Annotated in this window: 22 protein-coding genes; 10 read left to right on the plus strand and 12 right to left on the minus strand. The window is 73.5% G+C overall.

The window, feature by feature from the left end; translation table 11 throughout:
* Nucleotides 1–30 precede the first annotated feature (30 nt).
* Nucleotides 31–462: a GNAT family N-acetyltransferase gene (locus ACFWJ4_RS12630; protein ID WP_380542595.1), complete on the plus strand. Its 432-nt coding sequence runs from the start codon at nt 31–33 to the stop codon at nt 460–462.
* Between the two features lie 76 nt (nt 463–538).
* Here the strand turns inward: ACFWJ4_RS12630 and ACFWJ4_RS12635 are convergent, their stop codons facing one another.
* The 4 genes from ACFWJ4_RS12635 to ACFWJ4_RS12650 all read right to left on the minus strand — a co-directional run bounded on the left by ACFWJ4_RS12635 (nt 539) and on the right by ACFWJ4_RS12650 (nt 4,891).
* On the minus strand, nt 539–2,494 hold the full coding sequence (locus ACFWJ4_RS12635; protein ID WP_380542598.1) for a PIG-L family deacetylase: 1,956 nt from the start codon (nt 2,492–2,494) through the stop codon (nt 539–541).
* A 126-nt stretch (nt 2,495–2,620) separates the two neighbouring features.
* The gene (locus tag ACFWJ4_RS12640; RefSeq protein ID WP_380542601.1) at nt 2,621–3,196 is read right to left on the minus strand and encodes a TetR/AcrR family transcriptional regulator; all 576 of its coding nucleotides are present in this window, start codon (nt 3,194–3,196) and stop codon (nt 2,621–2,623) included.
* 89 nt (nt 3,197–3,285) lie between these two features.
* Nucleotides 3,286–4,677: an amidase gene (locus ACFWJ4_RS12645; protein WP_380542604.1), complete on the minus strand. Its 1,392-nt coding sequence runs from the start codon at nt 4,675–4,677 to the stop codon at nt 3,286–3,288.
* Nucleotides 4,664–4,891 carry a hypothetical protein gene (locus ACFWJ4_RS12650; RefSeq protein ID WP_380542607.1) on the minus strand — a complete coding sequence of 76 codons (228 nt, stop codon included), beginning with the start codon at nt 4,889–4,891 and terminating at the stop codon, nt 4,664–4,666. Before ACFWJ4_RS12650 ends, ACFWJ4_RS12645 begins: the two co-directional genes overlap by 14 nt.
* Nucleotides 4,892–5,039: 148 nt before the next feature.
* On the opposite strand from ACFWJ4_RS12650, the gene ACFWJ4_RS12655 reads away from it, so the two are divergent.
* Entirely contained in the window at nt 5,040–5,930 is an 891-nt protein-coding gene (locus ACFWJ4_RS12655; RefSeq protein WP_380542610.1) for an MBL fold metallo-hydrolase, read from the plus strand.
* 339 nt (nt 5,931–6,269) lie between these two features.
* Complete coding sequence (locus ACFWJ4_RS12660; protein ID WP_380542613.1) at nt 6,270–6,995, plus strand: MgtC/SapB family protein; 726 nt, start codon at nt 6,270–6,272, stop codon at nt 6,993–6,995.
* Here ACFWJ4_RS12660 and ACFWJ4_RS12665 read toward each other — a convergent pair.
* Nucleotides 6,976–8,097: a PP2C family protein-serine/threonine phosphatase gene (locus ACFWJ4_RS12665; protein ID WP_380542616.1), complete on the minus strand. Its 1,122-nt coding sequence runs from the start codon at nt 8,095–8,097 to the stop codon at nt 6,976–6,978. The two genes, ACFWJ4_RS12660 and ACFWJ4_RS12665, sit on opposite strands and share 20 nt — an antisense overlap.
* Nucleotides 8,098–8,519: 422 nt before the next feature.
* Between ACFWJ4_RS12665 and ACFWJ4_RS12670 the strand changes: the two genes are divergently transcribed.
* Complete coding sequence (locus tag ACFWJ4_RS12670) at nt 8,520–9,011, plus strand: signal peptide protein (RefSeq protein WP_380542619.1); 492 nt, start codon at nt 8,520–8,522, stop codon at nt 9,009–9,011.
* A gap of 68 nt (nt 9,012–9,079) precedes the next feature.
* Here the strand turns inward: ACFWJ4_RS12670 and ACFWJ4_RS12675 are convergent, their stop codons facing one another.
* Nucleotides 9,080–9,352: a hypothetical protein gene (locus ACFWJ4_RS12675; protein ID WP_380542622.1), complete on the minus strand. Its 273-nt coding sequence runs from the start codon at nt 9,350–9,352 to the stop codon at nt 9,080–9,082.
* Here ACFWJ4_RS12675 and ACFWJ4_RS12680 point away from each other — a divergent pair.
* The 4 genes from ACFWJ4_RS12680 (at nt 9,315) to ACFWJ4_RS12695 (ending at nt 13,689) form a co-directional block, all read left to right on the plus strand.
* A complete protein-coding gene (locus ACFWJ4_RS12680) occupies nt 9,315–9,908 on the plus strand; it encodes a hypothetical protein (protein ID WP_380542624.1) in 594 nt (197 codons plus the stop codon). The genes ACFWJ4_RS12675 and ACFWJ4_RS12680 overlap by 38 nt on opposite strands.
* Before the next feature lie 691 nt (nt 9,909–10,599).
* Nucleotides 10,600–11,895 carry a hypothetical protein gene (locus ACFWJ4_RS12685; protein WP_380542627.1) on the plus strand — a complete coding sequence of 432 codons (1,296 nt, stop codon included), beginning with the start codon at nt 10,600–10,602 and terminating at the stop codon, nt 11,893–11,895.
* Between the two features lie 94 nt (nt 11,896–11,989).
* Nucleotides 11,990–13,174 (plus strand): macrolide family glycosyltransferase, encoded by a 1,185-nt coding sequence (locus tag ACFWJ4_RS12690; RefSeq protein WP_380542629.1) that lies wholly within the window; start codon nt 11,990–11,992, stop codon nt 13,172–13,174.
* An 86-nt stretch (nt 13,175–13,260) separates the two neighbouring features.
* The gene (locus tag ACFWJ4_RS12695) at nt 13,261–13,689 is read left to right on the plus strand and encodes a VOC family protein (RefSeq protein WP_360509319.1); all 429 of its coding nucleotides are present in this window, start codon (nt 13,261–13,263) and stop codon (nt 13,687–13,689) included.
* Between the two features lie 510 nt (nt 13,690–14,199).
* Here the strand turns inward: ACFWJ4_RS12695 and ACFWJ4_RS12700 are convergent.
* Together ACFWJ4_RS12700 and ACFWJ4_RS12705 are read right to left on the minus strand one after the other, a co-directional pair.
* Nucleotides 14,200–14,424: a hypothetical protein gene (locus ACFWJ4_RS12700; protein ID WP_380542633.1), complete on the minus strand. Its 225-nt coding sequence runs from the start codon at nt 14,422–14,424 to the stop codon at nt 14,200–14,202.
* A gap of 156 nt (nt 14,425–14,580) precedes the next feature.
* Complete coding sequence (locus tag ACFWJ4_RS12705; protein ID WP_380542636.1) at nt 14,581–15,342, minus strand: thioesterase II family protein; 762 nt, start codon at nt 15,340–15,342, stop codon at nt 14,581–14,583.
* A 690-nt stretch (nt 15,343–16,032) separates the two neighbouring features.
* Here ACFWJ4_RS12705 and ACFWJ4_RS12710 point away from each other — a divergent pair.
* Together ACFWJ4_RS12710 and ACFWJ4_RS12715 are read left to right on the plus strand one after the other, a co-directional pair.
* Complete coding sequence (locus ACFWJ4_RS12710; RefSeq protein ID WP_380542662.1) at nt 16,033–17,931, plus strand: BTAD domain-containing putative transcriptional regulator; 1,899 nt, start codon at nt 16,033–16,035, stop codon at nt 17,929–17,931.
* Nucleotides 17,932–18,040: 109 nt separating this feature from the next.
* Nucleotides 18,041–18,703 carry a class I SAM-dependent methyltransferase gene (locus ACFWJ4_RS12715; protein WP_380542639.1) on the plus strand — a complete coding sequence of 221 codons (663 nt, stop codon included), beginning with the start codon at nt 18,041–18,043 and terminating at the stop codon, nt 18,701–18,703.
* Between the two features lie 42 nt (nt 18,704–18,745).
* On the opposite strand, the gene ACFWJ4_RS12720 is transcribed toward ACFWJ4_RS12715, so the two are convergent.
* Genes ACFWJ4_RS12720 through ACFWJ4_RS12735 form a run of 4 tightly spaced genes read right to left on the minus strand, consistent with a single transcriptional unit; the run spans nt 18,746 to nt 22,163 of the window.
* Nucleotides 18,746–19,846 carry an HAD-IIIC family phosphatase gene (locus ACFWJ4_RS12720; protein ID WP_380542642.1) on the minus strand — a complete coding sequence of 367 codons (1,101 nt, stop codon included), beginning with the start codon at nt 19,844–19,846 and terminating at the stop codon, nt 18,746–18,748.
* Between the two features lie 35 nt (nt 19,847–19,881).
* The gene (locus tag ACFWJ4_RS12725) at nt 19,882–20,997 is read right to left on the minus strand and encodes an acyl-CoA dehydrogenase family protein (RefSeq protein ID WP_380542646.1); all 1,116 of its coding nucleotides are present in this window, start codon (nt 20,995–20,997) and stop codon (nt 19,882–19,884) included.
* A complete protein-coding gene (locus ACFWJ4_RS12730; RefSeq protein WP_359897831.1) occupies nt 20,990–21,271 on the minus strand; it encodes an acyl carrier protein in 282 nt (93 codons plus the stop codon). Before ACFWJ4_RS12730 ends, ACFWJ4_RS12725 begins: the two co-directional genes overlap by 8 nt.
* Before the next feature lie 22 nt (nt 21,272–21,293).
* Nucleotides 21,294–22,163 carry a 3-hydroxyacyl-CoA dehydrogenase family protein gene (locus ACFWJ4_RS12735; RefSeq protein ID WP_380542649.1) on the minus strand — a complete coding sequence of 290 codons (870 nt, stop codon included), beginning with the start codon at nt 22,161–22,163 and terminating at the stop codon, nt 21,294–21,296.
* Nucleotides 22,164–22,169: the final 6 nt, after the last annotated feature.

Genomic DNA, 22,169 nt, shown 5'->3' on the forward strand with positions numbered 1-22,169 from the left:
CGACGGTGCCGAGCGGGTAGCATGTAAGCTATGAATTCAGCGAGTGACCCTTACGAGCTTCGTCCCGGCGTGCCCACCGTCGAGGTCTTCCGCCGCCTGCGCACCGACGCCGGCCTCTCCGACAAGGCCCCCGAGGCGGTCGCGCTCGCCCTCCCCAACACCTGGTACGGCGTGGTCCTCCACCACGAGGGCGAGCCCGTCGGGATGGGGCGGATCATCGGCGACGGCGGCACCGCGTTCCAGATCACCGACATCTGCGTCCACCCCGCGCACCAGGGCCACGGCCTCGGCAAGCGCATCATGGCAGCCCTCACCGAAGAACTGGAGCGCCGGGCCCCCGCCACCGCGTACGTCTCGCTGATCGCGGACGGGCCCGCGCGCTTCCTCTACGAGAAGTTCGGCTTCGCGGACACCGCCACCCACGACTCGATCGGCATGTACCGGCTGATGGGCGACCGCTGACGGCCCCTCGGCCGGTTCGACGGCCCGAGCCCGGCGGCCGACGGGGCGGTCCCCCGGTCGGCCGCCGGGCGGGGGGTCACAGCGGCAGGACCTGCCAGTCGCCGAAGGCGGTGGCCGTCGCGCCGGTGCGGAAGCGGACGCGGCCGTCCGTACCGATGGCGAACACGTGGAGCACCCCGCCGCCGTCGACGATCGCGGTCGGGAAGTCGAGGACGGTGCCGCCGAGGTCCTGCCAGGTGTCGTAGCCGGAGTTCGGGGCGGTCTGCGCAGTGGTGCTCACCCCGCCGCCGCCGTTGCGCTCGAACAGCACGACCCGTCCGCCGAGGGTGGCCGCGGCCGGCTCGCCCACTCCCCCGTGCCCGCCGAGGGGGGCCGGTGTCCGGCTCCACGAACCGCCGCCGGGCCGGGTCTGGTAGCTGACCAGCATCGCGCCGGTGCCCGCCTCCCGGTAGGCGAGTTCGATGCGGCCGTCCTGGTCGAGCGCGGCCTTGGGCGGGCTCGCCGGCCGGGCGTCCGGGATCGGGGCCGGGCCGTTGAAGATTCCGTTCGGGGCGCTCTGCCACCAGCCGAGGATGCCGGTGCGGGTGGCGGCGAACACCTCGATCGCCCCGGCGCCGTTGCGGATCGCGGTGACCGGGTCCTGGAGGTCGGTGCCGCCCAGGTCCGCCCAGTCGCGCGTCCACACGCCGCCCGGGGTGGTCTGCCAGATGCTGCTGAGGCCGCCGCCGCCGTTCTTGACGAAGATCTCCAGCCGCCCGTCCTGGGAGTTGGCGACCACGGGCACGCCGACCTGGGCCTCGTTGCCGAGCCCGGCGTTGGGGTTGCCGTGGTCGGCCCAGGAGTTCCACCACCAGCCGTTGGGCGTGCCCTGCGGCAGGGAGACGATGTGGTGGTCGGTGAGGCGGCGGGCGAAGACCTCCAGCCGGCCGTCGGCGTTGGTGCCGACCGCGGTGCCCGGCGCCAGCCGCCCGCCCGGGTCGGCCATCCGCACCGGACCGCCCCAGCTGCCGTCCGCCTGGCGCCAGTACGTGACGAGGGCGCCGGCCCGGACGAGGAAGACCTGCGGCCGGCCGTCCTGGTTCAGTCCGGCCCAGGAGGTGCCCCGCGACCAGCGGTAGTACATCCGGGAGAACCAGTCGGTGGAGTAGTTCGGCGAGTGGTCGTGGCTCGCGTACTCGGAGACGAACACGCCCTTGGCGCCGGTCGTCGCCGGGTCGAGGTTCACCGGGGAGTCGCTGATGTTGTAGTCCCGGTAGTTCACCTGGATCAGCGAGCCGCCGTACAGCCGGGCCGCCTCGCCGGCGAACTTCGCGGCGGTGACGTGGTCCGCGTGGTCGCCCGAGTAGCGGCTGTCCGGCAGTTCGTCCTGGGCCCGGAGCACCGTCGGCCGGTACGTCACCATCACCTGCCGCAGCACCTCGACGACGTCCGCGGCCGTGTAGGTCGACGGCCCGGACAGCTTGCTGCCGACCGGGACGACCGTGGTGTCGGTGCCACCGGCCAGGACGCCGGCGAGCCCGCCGTCGTGCAGGTTGAGGAAGATCAGGTGCACCGGCCGGCCCTTGAGGACGTACCGTTCGACCTGCTTGCCCGCGACCGTCCACGCCTCGGCCGTCCAGTGCCCGACCTCGTCGGTCGTCGGGTCGGTGTCGCCGACCCCGGTCATCCGGGAGTAGGCGTTGACGGCGCCCATCTGCCGGTTCCAGGTGCGCAGCGGATCGCCGTCGGCGTCCCAGCAGGCCGTGGCGCACGGGTCGCCGGTGATGTTTCCCGCGGTGACGAACACCGTGACGGACGGCGTGCCGTTGGCGAGCGCGTTGGACAGGTCCGGGTTCATGAACAGGATGTCGTCGTCCTCGTGCGCGACGACCTGCAGGAACAGCGGCCCGTCGCCGGCGGCCGCCGGCATGCCCGCGGCCGTGCCCGTGCCCTCGGCCGCGACCGCGCGGGTCGCGCTCCCCCTGGCCAGGACGGGTGCGGCGAGGGCGGTGAGCGCGACGGAGGTGAGTAGTTGCCGTCGTCCGATTGCCATGCGGTTCCCCCCACTTCGAGATCGGCATGTGATCACGCCACGAGGAGGCTAACCCATGATCGGACGGCCGGTTCCATCAACCGCATTCCGCGCATTTGCCGCAGGGGAAAGGTGATTGACGGACCGTCAGGCCGACTCGCAGGACGGGTCGCCGAGCAGGTCGGCGACCAGGCGGCGGGCGTAGTCGGGGCCGAGGCCGGCGGGGCGGAAGAGGATCCGGTACATCAGGGGGGCGACGAGGCGGTCCATGGCGGCCTCGACCCCGGGGGCGTCCTCGCCGCGCGCACGGGCGCGGGCGAGGACCAGGGCGAGCTGCTCGGCGGCGAAGGCCGAGCACTGGCCGGCGTTGCCGCCGTCCGGGTCACCGAGGAGGGCGTCGCGGACGTAGGCGCGGCCGGAGGCGGAGGCCATCTCGTCGAGGAACTGCTCGGCCCAGGCGGTGAGGTCGGCGCACAGGCCGCCGCGGTCCGCCGGCTCGGTGTCGGGGCGCAGCCGCTCCACCGCGACGTCGGACAGCAGCTCGGCCAGGTCGCCCCAGCGGCGGTACACCGTGGACGGGGTGACACCGGCCCGCTGGGCGACCATCGGCACGGTGAGCGCCTCGCGGCCCACCTCCGCGAGCAGCTCGCGCACCGCGGTGTGCACCGCCTCCTGGACCCGGGCGCTGCGCCCGCCCGGGCGGACCATCTGCCGAGGACTCATACCGCCATCCTAGAGCGGCGCCTTCGCGTCGAGGCGGGCCCGGGCGGGCCGGGACCCCGGGCGCGGGCCCGGCACGCCCGCGGCCGGGCTCAGACCACCGGCGCCAGCGCCCGCGCGGGCTGCGTCCGCTCGAAGGCGTGGCCGACCCGCAGCAGCGTCCGTTCGCCGAGCGGCCGCCCGAGCAGCTGCAGGCCGATCGGCAGGCCCGCCGCGTCGTGGCCGGCCGGGACGGACAGCGCGGGCACGCCGGTGACGTTGGCCGGGGCGGAGAGCCGGACGTAGGCGTCCGAGACGCTCTCGGTGGTGCCGTCCGGCCAGCCGACCGCCTCCTGGCCGACCCGCACCGCCGTGGTCGGCACGGTCGGGGCGGCGATCACGTCGACCTCCGCCAGGACCCGCGCCCACGCGTCCCGGATCAGCGTCCGGGCGCGCTGGGCGCGCAGGTAGTCGCCCGCGCCGATCAGTGAGCCGGCCTCCAGCAGGACCCGGACGTCGGCCCGGTACAGCTCGGGGACGGTGCGCAGCGTGCGCGCGTGGTAGGCGGCGGCCTCGGGCGCGGTCAGGCCCCACAGGGTGGGCACCAGGTAGCGGGCCATCGGGATCTCCACCTCGACGGGCCGGGCGCCGAGCGCCTCCAGCTGCTCGACGGCACGGTGGACGGCGGCGGCGACCTCCTCGTCGACGTGGTCGACGTAGTAGGCGTTCGGCACGCCGACCCGCACGCCGGTCAGGTCCGGCTCCCGCTCGGGCCGGTAGTCGACGGCGGGGGCGGCCAGCGAGGCGGGGTCGCGCGGGTCGTGCCCGGCGAGGGCGGCCAGGACCAGGGCCGCGTCCTCGACGGTGCGGGTGATCGGGCCCACGTGGTCGAGCGACCAGGACAGCGAGGTGACGCCGTGGCGGGGCACCAGCCCATAGGTGGGCTTGAGGCCGACCACCCCGTTCAGCGCGGCGGGCACCCGGATCGAGCCGCCGGTGTCGGTGCCGAGGGCGAAGGTCGCCGCCCCGGCGGCCACCGCGGCGGCGGATCCGCCGCTGGATCCTCCGGCGACCCGGTCGCGGTCCCAGGCGTTGCATGTCTGCGGGGTGGTCAGGCCGTAGGCGAACTCGTGGGTGTGGGTCTTGCCTGCCAGGACCGCGCCGGCGGCCCGCAGCCGGGCGGCGACCGCGCTGTCGGCGGTCGCGCGGTGGCCGTCCCGGACCCGGGAGCCGGCACCGGTGGGCATGCCGGCGACGTCGATCAGGTCCTTGAGTCCGACCGGGATGCCGTGCAGCGGCCCCCGGTACCGGCCCTGGGCGATCTCCCGCTCGGCCCGGCGCGCCGCGTCGCGGGCCTGTTCGGCGGCGACGGTGGCGTAGGCGCCGAGGTGCGGCTCCACCCGGTCGATGCGGCCGAGGACGGAGTCGACCAGTTCCACGGGGGACAGCCGCCGCTCCCGGATCCGTGTCGCGGCGGCGGCGAGGCTCAGTTCATACGGCTGCATCGGGCCGCTCCCCCGCGTCGAGGTGCTCCGCTTCCGCGCGGTAGGCGGCGCCGGGCGGGGTGTCCCCGAAGTCCAGTTCCCGCAGGACGGCGACGACGGACTGGATGTGTTCGGCGGTGGCCGCCACCGCGGCGTGGCGCTCGGGCGGCAGGTCGAGTCCGGCCCGGGCGGCCCGGTGGGCGGCCTCGGACGGGGTGAGTTCGGGGGAGGACATGGGCGCGCTCCTGATCGTGGGCGGCGGGGCGGGTTCGCGCAGGCGAGGCACCCCACACCAAAAGCTAAGGGTTTGCGTTAACGCGACTGTAGGTTCTAGGGTCCCGCTAACGCAAACAAATGGCTTTTACAGCGAAGGAGCCCGCCCCGTGCCCAGTACCCCTACCCCCTCCTGGACGGTCGGCGACGTCACCGTCCACCGCATCGACGAAATCCCGCTGCCGCCCACGACCGGACGGTGGCTGCTGCCCGGCGCCACCCCCGGGACGGTGGCCGGCCAGGACTGGCTGCACCCCGACTTCGCCGACGCCGACGGCGCGCTGCGCCTGGACAGCCACAGCTTCGCCTTCGACCTGGACGGGCTGCGGGTACTCGTCGACACCGGCATCGGCAACGGCAAGCAGCGCGCCAACCCGGCCTGGCACGACCTGCGCACCGACTACCCGCGGCGCCTCGCCGCCGCCGGATTCCCGCCGGACTCCGTCGACCTGGTGGTCCTCACCCACCTGCACGCCGACCACGTCGGCTGGAACACCCGGAAGGTGGACGGCGCCTGGGTGCCCACCTTCCCCCGCGCGCGCTACCTCACCACCCGCGCCGAACGGGAGTTCTGGGCCGGGTACGCCATGGACGAGGCGCGCGCCCTGATGTTCCGGGACTCGGTGCTGCCGGTCGAGCGGGCCGGCCGGCTGGACCTCGTCGACGTCCCCGCCGAGGGCCTGGCGATCGCCCCGGGCCTGCGCCTGCTCCCCACCCCCGGCCACACCCCGGGGCACGTCGCCGTCGAACTGACCAGCCGGGGCCGCACGGCGGTGATCACCGGGGACTGCCTCCACCACCCGGTCCAGCTCGCCCACCCCGCCATCGGCGCCTGCGTCGACATCGACCCGCAGCGCTCCGAGGCCACCCGCCGCGCGCTGCTCGACTCCCTCGCCGGCACCGACACCCTGCTGCTCGGCACGCACTTCGCCCCGCCCACCGCCGGCCACGTCGTCGCCCACGGGGACGCCTACCGGCTGCGGCCCGTCCCCCCGGCCTGAGCCGGCGGAGCGCGACGGCCGAGGTGCGGCCCGACTCCACCGGCGAGCGGCCCAGGGGGCCTGCACCCGGTCCCGCCCGCAGCGGGTCGGGGGCCGGCGCGACCCCTCGGCGCCGACGGAGCGCGCCGGGTCCCCACCGGGCGGAACCGCCGGGCCGGCGCGCCGTCGGTTCGCTTCCGCTCCACCTCCCGCCCCTCAAGTCGGCCCGTGCGAGCGCCGGTCCGATCGTCTGATGAGCCGTACGCTCAAAGGCACCCGCTTCGTCGAACGGGGTCGGTGCCCGCCCTCCCGGGTGCGGGCGGGACGATGCGACGGCAGGAGGAGCTGAGGACGCTGGGAATGGTCAACGATCCTTTCGGACAAGGGTGGTCGCACCTCGCCGACCTCGCCGTCGCCCTGGTCCTGGCCAGCGCGATCGGCCTGGAACGGGAGATCAGACAGAAGGCCGCCGGACTGCGCACGTACACGGTCGTCGGCCTCGGAGCGGCACTCTTCACCCTGGTGAGCAAGTACGGCTTCAGCGACGTGGTCCAGGCCGGAGTGGTCTCACTGGACCCTTCCCGGATGGCCGCCCAGATCGTCTCCGGACTGGGCTTCATCGGCGCCGGCGTGATCTTCGTCCAGCGCGGCTCGATCCGGGGGCTGACCACGGCCGCCACCGTCTGGCTGACCGCCGCGATCGGCACGGCGGCCGCCGCCGGCCTGCCGCTGCTCGCCACCGCGGCCACTGCGGCCTACTTCTTCGTCGGCTATGTGCTGCGACCCCTCACCCACCGTCTGCCGCGACTCGGCGCCCGCCCGGTCAGCTGCCACGTCACCTACACCCGGGGCCACGGCCTGCTCCGCCTGCTGCTCGCCCGGATCACGGCCGAGGGGTACTCCGTCGCCGAGCTGGCGACCGTCGACCGGGCCGCGCCACCGGGCGAGGACGGCGGCGGCGGAGACGAGCGGGTCACGGAGGTGTCCATCAGCCTGCACGGCCGGGGGAACCCGTCCGTCCTCACCGCCGAACTGGCCCGGATCCCCGGCGTCCTGGCCTGCGCTATCAGCCACGCCGAGGACTGAGGCCGGCTCCGTCCGCCGGCTCCACCGGGGGCGTCCGGACGGCCAGCAGGGCGGTGTCGTCCGTCAGCCGGCCGCCGGTGTGCCGGAGGACCGCGGCGGCCACCTCGTCGACCAGGCGCCCGGGGTCGACCACTCCCGGGGCGTCGGCCAGCCGGTCCAGGTGGGCGCGCAGCGAGAAGAAGGCGCCCGTGCGGTCACGGGCCTCGGTCACCCCGTCCGAGACGATCAGGACCGTCTCGCCCGGGCCCAGGCGCAGCCGCCGCACCCGCGGCAGCCCGCCGGCCAGCTGGGCCAGCCCGATCGGGGCCCCGTCGCCCGGCGGCAGCTGCCGCACGCCCGCGAGGCCGAGGACGTGGGGGCTGTCGTGGCCGAAGTTCACCACCTCCACCTCCCCCGGCGCGTCGGAGGGGAACCAGAGGACCACCGCCGTGGCGAACCGCTCCTCCCGCTCCCCCAGTCGCTCCGCCAGCGCGTTCTGCCGGTACAGCCGCTCCTCCATCCAGCCCGCCACGGTGGCCAGGTCGCGCTCGTGGAAGGCGGCCTCCCGGAAGCAGCCCACCAGGGCCGCCGCCGCGGAGACGGCCGGCAGGCCCTTGCCCTGGACGTCGCCGAGGATGACCCGCGCCCCGAACGGGGTGGCCAGCACGTCGTAGAAGTCGCCGCCCACCCGGGCCTCGACGTCCGCGGCCAGGTAGCGCGCCGCCGAGTCCACGCCGCCCCACCCCGGGGGCACCGGGCGCAGCACCACCTGCCGGGTGGTCTCCGCCGCGCCCTGCAGATGGCGGACGTAGGCGGCGGCCCGGGCGCGGAAGACGCTGATCGGCACCGAGAAGACGGCCCCCGCGATCACCAGCAGGAAGTCCTCGATCCCCTGGGACTTGCCCCAGATGCTGTCCAGGGCGGGGTAGGCGGCGATCGCGAGGAGGGCGAACAGCCCGGTGGCCGCCGGCCCGCAGAGCCCGGCCGCCACCACGGGGACCATCACCAGCCAGCTCACGGACGCGAACGTCGCGGGCGTGGCCGCGTCCACGCCCACCACGAACGCGAAGACCGCCAGGGGCACCAGCCAGGAGCGGTGGCCGTACCGGATCAGGATCGGCATCCGCTGCCCCGGCTCCTCCACCGAACGTGCCCGCAAGCCGCCCTCCCCTTCTCGGGACCTCCCCCCGACCTTCGGGCACTCCGCGCGGCGCGCGGGCGCCGGGCGGGAGGTTGCGCCCAAGGTAAGGGGCCCGGTCCCGGCGCGGGCGGTGCCCCGGCCCCGCGGCTGCGGCGGTCGCACGTTCGGCCCAGTCCCGGCACCGCTCCCGGCCCTCCGGTCGGGCCCGGCACCGGCTCACGGCCGGCGGCTCACGGTGGGCGGGTCGCCCCGGGCGGGTAGCGGCGGGCGGGTCACCGGTCGCGGCTGCCGGGTGCGGCTTCGGCGTGCGGCTTTCCGGGTGAAGGGGCAGGGTGGTGCCGTACGGACCTGCCCGGACCAGTCGGCGCACCCGCGTGCCCTGGCCACCGGCCGAAGGAGGCGCCATGCGCACCCGGAAGATCCCCCGTCGGAGCCTGGCGCTGGCCGCGGCCCTCGCCGCCGTGCCGACCGCCCTGCTCACCGCCCCGTCCCAGGCGGCGACCGGCACCCCGACCGCGACCGGCGCCCCGCCGACCGGCTTCGTCGAGCTGCCCACCTCCTCGCTGCCGCACGACCACGCACAGCGGGTGATCACCGTCTCCTACCGCAACGACTCCTCGGCCGACCGCACGGTGGCCCCGCAGGTCCTCATCGAGTCCCCCGCCAACGGGCCCTTCCTCGATCCGGCGAGCATCCGGCTCGAAGTGCTCTCCTCCGACGGCCGCTGGCGCACCCTGCCGCTCGCCAGCCAGACCGGCACCCTGTACACCCGGCTCGCCTCGGCCAAGCTCGTCCTGCACGGCCACCACACCCTGACCGAGCGCTACCGGGTCACCGTCGTCGGGACGGCCCCGGCCCAGGGCACGGTCGAGCCCCGGGTGGCGCTCTACGGCTGACGCACGGGCAACGGGCCGCCGGGCACTGGGCACCGGTGGCCCGGGACCGCGGCCACCCGGTCACCGGGTCAGGGCAGCTGCACCGGAGTGGAGGTGCCGGCCAGGGCAGGCCGGTCAAGCGGCGCAGCCCGACGGCGGCCCGCGCGGCGGCGGTGGTTGGCGGCGAGCAGGTCGTGATGGCGGTGGACGAAGGCCCAGCAGCCGGTGGTGAACGGGCAGGCCCGGTCGCCGAGGCGTTCGGTGGGCCGGTAGCGGCACGGGGCGCAGTGGTCGCCCATCCGGTTGAGGTAGCTGCCGCCGGCCGTGGTGCACGTCGACCAGGAGGACGGCTTCGCGATCACCCTGCTCGCGGAGACCTTCGAGGACTTCGTCACCGGCCTGGTCGACGAGTCCGTCCATGACACCGCGGAACAGGACCTGCTCGCCGACCTGGCCACGGTGCGCGACGGCAGCTTCTCCCCGGTCCTGCAGCACGCCTTCCGCGCGGTCGCGGACGTCCTGCCCGACGCGGACCGGCGACTGCGCGCGCTCGCGGAGGCCGTCGTACACGACAAGGGCTTCTTCGCCCTGCACGCCGACCCGCGCTCCCTGCTGATGTACGACTACCTGTTCTGGCTCTTCACCAGCGCCAACCGGGTCGACCCCTTCGAACGGTACGTCAGAACCCCGCCGCAGCACGAGCGTTCCTATGCGCTCCCGGACTACGAGCTGATGATCGCCTTCGACCTCGTGTCCGAACCGTACGGCTTCCGCACCGGCGGCTACGCCCCCGGATTCCTCGAAGACTGGTGGAGCTCCCGCACCGCCTCGGGCCACCTCGTCGAGACCACCGCCGGCCACCGGCTGACCCCCGCCGCCGTCACCACCCTGCTCGCCGAACTCGCCACCTTGGCCTGATGACCGGGAAGCCTCCGGGACGACCTGGCGGCCTTCGCGTGATCCTGGACTCCGCCGGGCGGGCGAGGACGTGACGCGAGGGCCGCACCGCGGGATCGCGCCCTTCTCGTTCCCGGCGGCGTCGTACTCGGCCACGACCCACAGTGCGGACTCGGGAGCCGAACCTGCGGCGCTCCGGCCTCGGGGCCGGGCCGGACCCGGGCCGCTCGGTCACTGGTCATGGGGGTGGAAACTGCCCCTCGTGTCCTTGCGGGCCGACCCGGCCGGCGGGACGGTCCCGCCCTGGGCCGGCCGCGGGGGCCGGTGGATCCGGGGCCGGGGCCCGGTCGCCCGACGATCACCGACTCCGCCGCTGCCACGAACGACACCGGGGTGACGGGTCCAAACATGCGGAACAGCGGTGCCCCGATTCTGGCTCGTTTCCCGCACTCGGCGCCCCATGGCCCCAGGTAGTGCTTGTGGCGGGAGGGATGCGCACCTAGATTCACGACGTGTCGATCCAGTAGCTGAGAGTGGCGGCGGCGTCCCGCCGTGCACTCGGTGCCCGGCGGTCCGATCGTGGTGGACAACGCCCTCTTCCCCGGTCGGGTGGAGATCCCGCCGCCGGCGACGACCGACGGCGTCACCCCGGCCTGGAAGAAGCCCCGATCCGTTCCCCGTCCTCTCGACTCCCTCGTGGAAAGGCTCACGCATGACCGCCCTCACCGGACAGCACGAGAACGGCCGGCACGTGAACAGCCCGTCGGACCACGACTCGGACCCGCACGAGACCGACCTGCGCCGGATCCGCGCCCTGATCCTGGCGGCGGACGGGCCCGAGGAGCGGCTTGCGGCGGTGATCAGGTCGGCGGGCGCCGAGCAGACGGCCGCCGACCTGGTGGACGAACTGGTCAGCCGGGCCGACCTGAGCGAGCAACTCGCCGCCGCGGCGGTGGTGGTGGTGCAGTTCGAGCTCGCCTTCGACGGCCAGGTGCTCCGGCACCACCTGCTGGCCGGCCCCAAGGCCGAGCACCGCACCGGGCCGGCCGACGAGCCCAGCGCCACCGTCGAGCTGGACCTGCTCGACCTGGCCCGCGCCGTCTTCGGCGCCCGGCACACCGCAGGCCACCGCACGCCCGGGATCACCTGGCACGGCATCGAGGACCCGGCTCGGCTGATGACCGTGCTGGCGGCCTTCCCGGTCGTCCAGCAGCTGCTCCGCGGCTTGGTGGAACAGCCGCTCGACCTGGCCGAGTTGTCGCTGCGCCACGGTTCGGACAAGTGGGGGCTGCACTACTACACCGAGCACTACGCCCGGCACTTCGCCCCGCTGCGGGACCGGCCGCTCACCGTCCTGGAGCTGGGGATCGGCGGCTACGCCGACCCGGCGGCGGGCGGTGGCTCGCTGCGGATGTGGAAGCGCTTCTTCCGGCGGGGCCTCGTCTACGGGGTCGACGTCTACGACAAGACGGCGCTGCGCGAGCAGCGGATCCACACCGTCCGGGGCGACCAGGCGGACCCGGCCTTCCTCACCGCGCTGGCCGAGCGGATCGGGCCGATCGACATCGTCATCGACGACGGCAGCCACTACTGCCCGGACGTCATCGCCGCCTTCGGCGCGCTCTTCCCGCACGTGGTCCCGGGCGGGCTCTATGTGATCGAGGACCTGCAGACCTCCTACTGGCCGGGCTACGGCGGCAGTTCGGAGCGGCTCGGCGACCCGACCACCAGCATGGGCTTCCTCAAGCAGCTGCTCGACGGCCTCAACCACGAGGAGCACGAGCCGCCGACCGCGCACCGCCCGAGCGGGACCGACCGGACGCTGGCCGGCGCGCACTTCTACCACAACCTGGCGATCCTCGACAAAGGCCGCAACGAGGAGGGCACCGCCCCCGCCTGGATCCCGCGCCGGCAGCTGAGCGCCGAGGAGATCGCGGGCGGCCAGTGGGCCGCCGAGCCGCAGTCCGAGCCGCAGCCCGAGGCCGGCCCGGACCAGGACCCCAGCTGAGCCGCGCGGCCTGCCGCGCCCCTTCTCCCTTCCCGAATCGCGCTTCTTGCTTCCCTCTTCCCTCGTTCCTCTTCCCGATACCGACGGAGTAGCAGTGAGCCACATCCTGATGGTCAACATCCCGGCCCACGGCCATGTCTTCCCCACTCTGGCGGTCGTCGGTGAACTGGTACGCCGCGGGCACCGGGTCACCTACGCGGCCGTCGACGACTTCGCCCAGGCCCTGGCCGAGGTCGGCGCCGAACACCTGCGCTACGACTCCACCCAGCCGCTGGACAGCGTGGGCGGCCCCGAGAACGGGCGCACCCCGCTGATCTTCCTGGACGAGAACATCGCCATCCTGCGCGCGGTCCAGGAGTGGTTCGCCGACGCCAGGCCCGACGCGGTGGTCTACGACGCCGTGGCCTTCCAGGCCGGCCGGATACTGGCCCACACCTGGGGGCTCCCGGCCGTCCAGTCGACGCCGTTCTTCGCCTCCAACGACACCTACTCCTTCGTGCAGCAGATGATGGAGGCGGACGGCGCGGTCCCGCTCACCGAGGAGGTGGTGGTCGAATTAGGCGTCCGGATGGCCGAGTTGCTGGCCTCGCACGGCATCGACGAGCCGGCGCACGAGTTCCTGATGCGCACCGAGGGCCTCAACCTCGTCCACGTGCCGCGGTTCTTCCAGCCGCACGGCGAGAGCTTCGACGAGCGCTTCGCCTTCGTCGGGCCGTGCCTCACGGACCGCTCCTTCCTGGGGGAGTGGCAGCCCCCGGCGAGCGGCCTGCCGGTGGCGCTGGTCTCGATGGGGACCGTGCACAACAAGCATCCGGAGTTCTTCCGGCTGTGCGTGGACGCCTTCGCCGAGCTGCCCTGGCACGCCGTCATCTCGGTCGGCGGGGGGATGGACCCGGCCGACCTCGGTCCGCTGCCGGACAACGTCGAGGTCCACCGCTGGGTCTCGCACCTGGCGGTGCTCCGGCACGCCCGGCTGGTGATCACCCACGGCGGCATGGGCGGCGTGCTGGAGTCCCTGGACGCCGGCTGCCCGATACTCGGAGTGCCGTCCTGGCCGGACGTCGCGGCCAACACCGCGCGGGTGGCCGAGCTGGGCCTCGGCCGGGTACTGCTGCCGGCGGAGGCCGACGTGAGCCTGCTGCGGGCCGCGATCACCGAGGTGGCCGCCGACGCGGCCGTGCAGGAGCGGGGCACCGAGGCGCAGCGGCTCACCCGGGAAGCGGGCGGTGCCACCCGCGCCGCCGACGAGATCGAGGCCTACCTGAAGCGCACGACCTGATCCCACCACAGGGCCCGGCGTCCCCGACGAGAAGCGGAACGATCAACGGCCGCCAGGGGTCGCGGTGTCGCCACTATGGTGGGCCGATGTCATCGATCAAGCAATTCCAGGTCACCTTCGACTGTGCGGAACCCGAGCGCCTCGCCCGTTTCTGGTGCGAGGTGTTGGGGTACGTCGTGCCGCCGCCACCGGAGGGGTTCGCCACGTGGGAGGACTACAGGAGCGCGCAGCCGGCCGAGCGGCGGGACGCGTGGTTCGCCTGCGTCGATCCGTCGGGCGTGGGGCCGCGGTTGTACTTCCAGCGCGTTCCCGAGGGCAAGGCCGCCAAGAACCGGCTGCATCTCGACGTGCGGGTCGGTACCGGGCTGGTGGGTGAGGAGCGGCTGGCCGCGCTTGAGGCCGAATGCGCACGGCTGGTCCCGCTCGGCGCGGTACACGTGCGAACGCTGTACGACGGCAACGACGCGTGCATCCCGATGCAGGACATCGAGGGCAACGAGTTCTGCATCGACTGAGGAGAGGCCAAGGCGTGCCGCAGCCGCTCCATCGGGGCCTCCGGGCGCCGGGCGCTTGCGCTTCTCCCGGGCGGTCGGGAGGTCTTCCTCCAGGATCTCTCCGACCGTCAGCCCGGTGACCCGGAGCCCTGCTCGTGCCGGCCCTGCACGACCTCGTAGGTCCGGTAGAGCTCCAGGCCGTGCGGCTCGGTCCCGACGCCGCCGCCGAACAGGTACCCCGAACTCATGACTACTCCTGTGAATCAGTGTGACAGGAGGGGACGGCGGTGTGGCCCAGGCGTAGTGCAGCAGACATGGGCCCGACAGCACAATGCCGCAGAATCCGGCATTCGACCGGACGCTCGGGAACCCGTCTTGCGGCACGATATCTATACGGTATCCGGATCTGGGAAAATATCTGTCAGCATACCGGCGGAGTGCATTCCCCGACTTCGGAATCGACTTTTTCGACCCGCCCTCCGGCAGGGAACTCACGGGGGGAGATCAGGGAACAGTGCGCCCCGCCCTCTTCTAGGACTCAAGGAATTCCGGGAGAACGCGAGGTGGCCATGTCCCGACGCTCAACACGCCGAGGGAGTGCGCCCGGGAGACCAGAGCGGGCCGGTTGGCGGCCTGGAAATGGCGCATCATCAGCCCGATGCGGTACTCGATGCCCTGCGGGCTCAGATAGAGCGATGCCGCCAGCCGGGCGGTCGAGATGCCGACCGCGACGCCTTCCAGGATGCGGACGTCCACGGCGGTCAGCCGCCGGACGCCCGCACCGCGGGCAGGGCCCCCGTCCCCCGGACGGGCGGCGGACTCGGACCGCGGCGGCCGCTGCGCGGGCTTGATCTCCTCAGAGGTCGCTGACGGTGTCACTTCTCGGTCCCCCCTTCCCTGTCGTCCGTGCTCTCAGGTGCGCAGCGTGCCGGCGAGGTGGTCGCGGAGCATGCCGGTCACCTCGTTCGCCCGGCTGCTGAGGTAGAAGTGCCCGCCGGGGAAGACCTTGAGGTCGAAGGCACCCATCGTGCGGTCGCGCCAGTGCCCGGCCTCGGGGACCGGCGTCCAGGGGTCCTGGTCCCCCACCAGGGCGGTGACCGGGCAGGTGACCGCGGCGTCACGGTCGGCCCGGTAGGCCCCCAGGGCCTGGTAGTCGCCGCGCAGCGCGGGCAGCACCATCCGCAGCAGTTCCTCGTCCTCCAGGAGCCGAGCGTCGGTGCCGCCCATGGCCTTGGCCTCGGCCACGATGCCCTCGTCGTCGAGTGGGTGGGAGTGCTCGGGCCGGTCCGCGGACGGCCCCTTGCGGCCGGAGACGAAGAGGTGGTCGATCCGGCCGCCCGCGCGCTCGATCCGCCGGGCCACCTCGAAAGCGACGAGCGCGCCCATGCTGTGCCCGAAGAGAGTCAGGGGGAGGTCGTCCCAGCGGCGCAGCGCTTCGGACACTTCGTCGGCCATGCGGTGCAGGTCCTGACCCCCGGCTTCCTTCCGGCGGTCCTGCCTGCCGGGGTACTGCACGGCCAGGAGGTCGACCGGGCCGCACAGTGCGGCGGATACCGGGAGGTAGAAACTCGCCGAGCCGCCGGCGTGCGGAAAGCAGACCAGTCGGCGCGTGGCCATGGGCGAGGGATGGAAGCGACGGCACCACAGGTCGCTGTCCAAAGAGAGGGAGGTCATAGCGGCCTTTCATTCCCTTCGAAATCCGCGCAGTGCCGACGGGCGGGGTGTGGTGATCACGTGGGACAGCATCCGCACCGGCAGGCTGCCTGGTGCGCGCTAATACGGGGAGCCCCGATCGACGGCGACCGGCGAGCGAGTCACGGACACCGCATATGACAGCCTGCCATACCCCTCGGAATGTCAGCAAGTACGCATCGGATCGTGCCCGGCCGCTCATGTCCGGGTTCAATTCCGGCCATCTCTTCGTGAATGCTGAGAGCGTTGCGGTGCGGGGCAATCCTGTGGGATTTACCTGGCTCCGACTCGGCAGCAACGGTCCGGCCGGACCGCGCACCGCGGATCCGACCGAGGAGGTGAGGGCACCTCATCGCAAGGCTGCACGCCGTCAGTGACGTCCGCGGCATCGACGCGGAGCCGGAGGGCCGCTGCCGGAGGGGGTGTGCCGGGCCGCGCCGGCGGTGCCGGGGCACCCCCCGGTCGACGGCGGTGCGGCAGCGATCGGTTTCACCGGCCGGTGGGCCGTGCTGGGCGGGCCTGGTCCCGACCGCCGTGATGGTGCCGCGCAGCGTAAACCCGACATGAGCGCAAGACCTGCACTCTAGGAATACATCTAGATACGACAGGACCGCGTTGACCCGTACACGGCCACCCAAGACGCTGGAGGCAGTCTTGCCCACCGGTCGTGTGATGAAGAGGACTCCGTTGAACTTCCTGTTGCTGGGTCCGCTTTCCGTCCGGCTGAACGCGCGTGAGGTGCACGTGTCGGCGCCGAGGCAGCGCGTGGTCATGGCAGCGCTCCTCCTCAACGCCAACCGGGTGATCTCGGTCGACCGGATCGCCGAGTACGTCTGGGACGGCGCCCCGCCGCCGAGTGCCGCCGCGACCGTCCGCACCTATGTGATGCGCCTGCGCCAGTCGCTGGGCGAGCACGCCTCCGCCCGGATCCTCACCCGGGCGCCCGGCTACCTCCTCGAACTCGGCGAGCACGAGAGCGATCTCGGGCAGTTCACGGCCCACCGCCGGCGCGCGGCGGAGTTGGCCGAGCGCGGAGACCTGGAAGGTTCCTCCGCCGAGCTGGCCGAGGCGCTCGACCTGTGGCGCGAGGAGCCGCTGGCGGACATCCCGTCGCAGACGCTGCGCGATGTGGAGGGCCGCTACCTCCAGGAGCTTCGCCTGCAGACCCTGGAGCTGCGGTTCGACGCGGAGCTGGCGCTGCTGCGGCACGCCGAGGTCGTGCCGGAGCTGGTACGGCTGGTGCGGAAGCACCCCTTGCGGGAGGCCCTGGTGGGCAAGCTGATGCTGGCACTGGGCCGCTCGGGACGGCAGTCGGAGGCCCTGGACCTCTACCAGCGCACCCGGACGCTGCTCGTCGAGCAGCTCGGCGCCGAGCCGAGCACCGATCTGCGCGAGGTCCACCGGCACATCCTCTCGGCCCACGACCGGCCCCGCGCGCCTGACCCACTGGAGCAGCCCGAAAAGGTCCCGGAGGCGGCCGTCGCGCCGGCGCCGGCCGCTGCCCGGGAATGGTCCTGCTGGCCGAGCCCGGCGCAGCTGCCCTCGGTGCCGCTGCCACTGTCGGCCCGCTCCGGTGCGCTGGCGCGGCTGCAGCACTTCCTCACGACCGGCACGATGCCCGCGGGCATGGTGGCGACGGCGGTGGTGACCGGCCGGGGCGGTGTCGGCAAGAGCGCGCTGGCCCTGCAAGCGGCGCACGCCGTGCGCGGTTCCTCGGTGCACGGCCAGCTCTATGCGGATCTCGGCGGAGCCGCGCGGCCGCTGACCGCCCGGGCGGTGCTGCCGCGGTTCCTGGCGGACCTCGGTGTGCCCCGGGACGAGATACCCGAGGAGGAGTCGGAACGGGAGAGCCTCTACCGCTCGCTCACCGCGGGCCGCCGTCTGCTGGTGGTACTCGACAACGCCTCCAGCACCGCGCAGGTGCGGCCACTGATACCGGGCAGCGGGGGCAGCAGGCTGCTGGTGACCAGCCGACGGCGGCTGGCCGATCTGGAGGGGGCGTGCCCTATTCTGCTCGGCCCGCTGGACGAGGCCGGGTCGCTGGAGCTGCTGGGCAGCATCGTCGGCCCGGCCAGGGTGGGTGCCGAACCGCGTTCGGCCCGTTCGGTGCTGACGGTCTGCGCGGGCCTGCCGCTGGCGATCCGGATCGCGGGGACCCGGCTGCTGGAGCGCCCGCACTGGACCATCGGGCACTTCGCCCGACGGCTCACGGAGGCCCCGCAGTTGCTGGACGAACTGTGCGCGGGAGACCTCGGTGTCCGGCCCTGCCTCGACGCCGACCACGCCGGGCTCCGGCGGACGGCTCCGGCCGGGGTCGACCCGGCCGAGGTGTTCACCGCGCTGGGGACTGCCGGAGCGTCTTCGGTCTCCAGCAGTAGGGTCGCGGGGATGTTCGGCTGCTCCGAGGCGCAGGCCGAGGAGGCCCTGGACGCCCTGGTCGAGGCGAATCTGCTGGGTGAGCCGGCGGGGGGCCGCTACCGGCTGGACGCGCTGCTGCGGGCGTACGCCCGCGAGCGGGCGCAGGCGGTCGCCGTACGGCAGCACGGTCACCCGTACATGCGCGCCGGGTGACCGTCCCGGCGGCCCGGCGACGGGCACCCGGCGGCCCGGTCCCCCTTCCCCCGATGCTTTTCGACCCGATCTCCTTCGACCTGATCTCCTTCGAGAGGACCCCCGCGCCATGGCCCACCAGACAGAAGCCACCCACGACCTGCTCGCCTACGTCCGGGAGGTCTCCCTCCGTGACGACGATCTGCTCAGGGAGCTGCGGGAGGCCACCGCGGACCTGCCGGGCGGGACCGCCATGCAGGTGATGGCGGAGGAGGGCCAACTGCTGGCCCTGCTGGTCGGGTTGACGGGGGCGCGGGCGGTGCTGGAGATCGGCACCTTCACCGGCTACAGCACCCTGTGCATGGCCCGCGCGCTCCCGGCCGACGGGGTGCTGGTGTCCTGCGACATCGACGACCGGTGGCCGGCCATCGGCGCCGACTTCTGGAAGCGGGACGGGGTCGACTCGCGGATCGACCTACGGATCGGGGATGCCACCGCGACCCTGGACGCACTGCTGGCGGAGCGCGGGCCGGAAAGCTTCGACCTGGTGTTCATCGACGCGGACAAGAGCAACTACGTCCGCTACTACGAGACTTCGCTGACGCTGCTGCGCGCCGGCGGTCTGATCGTGGTCGACAACACCCTCTTCTTCGGCCGGGTCGCCGATCCGGCCGCCGTGGACCCGGAGACCGCCGGGGTCCGGGCTCTGAACCGGCTGCTGCACGAGGACCCTCGGGTGGAGCTGTCGCTGCTGGTGATGGCCGACGGGATCACACTCGTCCGCAAGCGCTGAGGGCGGCGGACCGGAGCCCGGGAGCGCCGGCCGCCGCCGCGGTCACGACGTTCCCGGGCCCCCTTCCGGCACGTTCAGGTCGGGTGCGTCCACGCTCATGACGGTGGACACCACGCGCGGGCCGGGAACCAGGTGCAGGCGCTGGAGTCCGGTGTTCTCCGGAGCCGGTGCGAGGACGGCGGCGCACGGGCACGGGGCTTCGTCCAGGCCCTCGAAGCCCGCGAACCGGTAGGCGATCTCCATCATCCGGTTGCGTTCGGACGCCCGGAAGTCCGCGACCAGGTGGACTCCGGACCGGGCGGCGGCGTCGGCCAGCCAGTTCAGCAGGGTCGCACCGGCGCCGTAGGCGACGACCCGGCAGGAGGTGGCGAGCAGCTTGAGGTGCCACAGGCCCGGGTGCCGCTCCAGCAGCAGGACGCCGACCGCGCCGTGCGGGCCGAACCGGTCGGTGAGGGTGACCACCAGGACCTCGTGCCGGGGGTCGGTGATCAGGCCGCGCAGCACCGCGTCCGGGTAGTGGACCCCGGTCGCGTTCATCTGGCTGGTGCGCAGGGTGAGTTCCTCGACCCGGGACAGCTCCTCGCCGGTGGCCCGGCCGATGCGCATCCGCAGGTCCAGGGAGCGCAGGAACTCCTCGTCGGGGCCGGGGGCGGCCGCCCGCTCGGCCTCGCGGCGGAAGCCCGCCTGGTACATCTGGCGCCGCCGCCGGGAGTCGACGGTGCTGGTCGCGGGGGTGAACTCGGCGAGTTCGGGGAGGGCGAGGACCTGCTCGGCCGGGTAGCACCGTACGTCGGGCAGGTGGAAGGCCACTTCGGCGCGTTCGGCGGGCCGGTCGTCGACGAAGGCGATGGCCGTGAGCGCGAAGTTCAGCCGATCGGCGATCCGGCGCACCGACTCGGACTTGGCGCCCCACCCGATCTCCGGCAGGACGAAGTACTCGGCCACGCCGAATGCCTCCAACCGGGCCCAGGCGTGCTCGTGGTCGTTGCGGCTGGCGACGGACTGGAGGATGCCGCGGGAGTCGAGCTCGATCACCACCTTGCGCACCTCGTCCGGCAGGTGCACCTCCCCGTCCTCCAGCAGGGTGCCCTGCCAGAGGGTGTCGTCCAGGTCCCAGACCAGGCACTTGACGGTCTCGGCCATGTCGTCCTTCCTCGTCTCGTCGGCTGCAGGCCCGTTCACGGTGCCCCCGGAGCGGAGAGCGCGTGCTGTGCCAGCATCAGCCGGCACAGCTCGTTGCTGCCCTCGATGATCTCCATCAGCTTGGCGTCCCGGTACGCCCGGGCCACCGCGTGCCCGTCCCGGGACCCGGCCGAGGCCAGGACCTGGACGGCCGTCGCCGCGCCCCGGGCGGCCTGGGTCGCGGCGACGTGCTTGGCCAGTACGGTCGCCACCACCTGGTCCGGCGACCCTTCGTCCCAGCAGCGGCTGGCGTGCTCGCAGACCCGCGCGGCCACCTGCTCGGCCGTGTAGAGGTCGGCGAGGTGTCCGGCGACGAGTTGGTGCTCCGCGAGCGGTCTGCCGAACTGCTCCCGTCCGGCGGCGTGCGCGGTTGACGCCGCCAGACAGGCCCGCAGGATGCCCACGCACCCCCAGGCGACGGACATCCGCCCGTAGGCCAGCGCGGTCGTCACCAGCAGGGCGGGCGGCAGTCCGTGACCGCCCAGGACGCTGTCGGCCGGCAGCCGCACCCCGTCGAGGTGGACGTCGGCGTGTCCGGCCGCGCGGCAGCCGAGCGGATCGGCGATCCGCTCGATCCGGACGCCGGGCGTGTCGGCGGGCACCACGACGGCCACCGCGCCGTCCTCGTGGCGGCCGACGATGACCAGCAGGTCGGCGTAGTGGGCGGCGGTCACCCACTTCTTGTGTCCGTCGACGACGACCGCGTCACCGTCGCGGCGGACGGTCGTCGTCATCGCCGCGAGGTCGCTGCCGGCGCCGGGCTCGCTGAAGCCGACCGCCGCCAGTCCGCCGCCGGTCAGCCGGGGGAGGTGGGCGGCCGACTGCTCGGCGGTGCCCAGGCGCTGGATGGTCCATGCCGCCATGCCCTGGGAGGTCATCACGCTGCGCAGCGAGCTGCACAGGCCTCCCACGTGGGCGGTGTACGCGCCGCTGTGCATGCTGCTGAGCCCCCAGCCGCCGTACTGCTCCGGGACTTCGGCGCACAGTCGGCCCTCGGCGCCCAGTTCGCGGAGCAGGTCCAGCGGGATGAGGCCGGTCCGGTCCCACTCCCCCGCCAGGTCGCCGACCCGCAGGGTGACGGAGGTCATCGCGCTGCTCAGGTCCTCACCCATGCTGGCCCCCGGCGGCGGGAACCCGGAGCCGGTCCACCAGCTCCGCCATCCGCCGTACGGTGCGGAAGTTGTCGAGCCGCAGGTCCGCGCCGCGGACGGCGATGGCGTAGGTCTTCTCCAGGTGCACCACCACCTGCATGGCGAAGAGGGACGACAGGCCGCCGGCGCCGAACAGGTCGGTGTCGGCGTCCCAGGCGGTTCCGGTGCGTCCTTCCAGGAATCCCAGCAGTTCCTTCTCCAGGTCGTGGGTGTTGGGCGTGTTCGCTGCGGTCATGGCCGTCTCCTCGTCGGGGTGATCAGGTGTAGTCGTAGAAGCCGCGCCCGGACTTGCGGCCCAGCCGGCCCTCGCGGACCAGCCGGAGCAGCAGTTCCGTGGGGCGGCAGCCGTCGTCGCCGGTGCGTTCGTGGAGCACGGTGAGGGAGTCGACGAGGTTGTCGATGCCGATCAGGTCCGCGGTACGCAGCGGGCCGGTGGGGTGTCCCAGGCAGCCCTGCATCAGGGCGTCGACGTCCTCGGCGCTCGCCGTGCCCTCGCCCACGACCCGGGCCGCGTCGTTGATCATCGGGTGCAGGATGCGGCTGGTCACGAAGCCGGGTGCGTCCCGGACGACCACCGCCCGCCGCCGCAGCGCCGTGAGCAGGGCCGCCACGGCGGCCATCGCGGCGTCCCCGGTCCTGGCGCCGCGGACCACTTCGGTGGTTCCGATCAGGTAGGGCGGGTTCATGAAGTGGGTGCCGACCAGTTCCTCCGGCCGTTCCAGGGCCCCGGCCAGTTCGTCGACGGGGATGGAGGAGGTGTTGGTGATCAGCAGGGTTCCGGGCCGGACCAGCCCGGAGACCTCGGACAGGACGGCGGCCTTGATCGCGGCGTTCTCGGTGACCGCCTCGACGACGGCGGTGGCTCCGGCGGCGGCCTTGAGCGAGGTGCCGGTGGCCAGGGCGCCGAGGGGCGTCCCGTCGGGCAGGGCGCCCATCAGTTCGGCCAGCCGGAGTTCGCCGTCGATCAGGTCCGCGGCCCGGTCGAGCCGTTCCCGGTCGATGTCGACCAGGTGGACCGGCAGGCCGTGTCCGAGGGCGAGGACGGTGATTCCGACGCCCATCACCCCGGCTCCCAGCACGGTGAGGGCCTGTCGCGGGGGGGAATCGTCGTACGGGGCTGTGGTCAACGGGTT

This window comes from Kitasatospora sp. NPDC127067 (assembly GCF_042724755.1).
Taxonomy (GTDB): Bacteria; Actinomycetota; Actinomycetes; order Streptomycetales; family Streptomycetaceae; genus Kitasatospora; species Kitasatospora lactacystinica.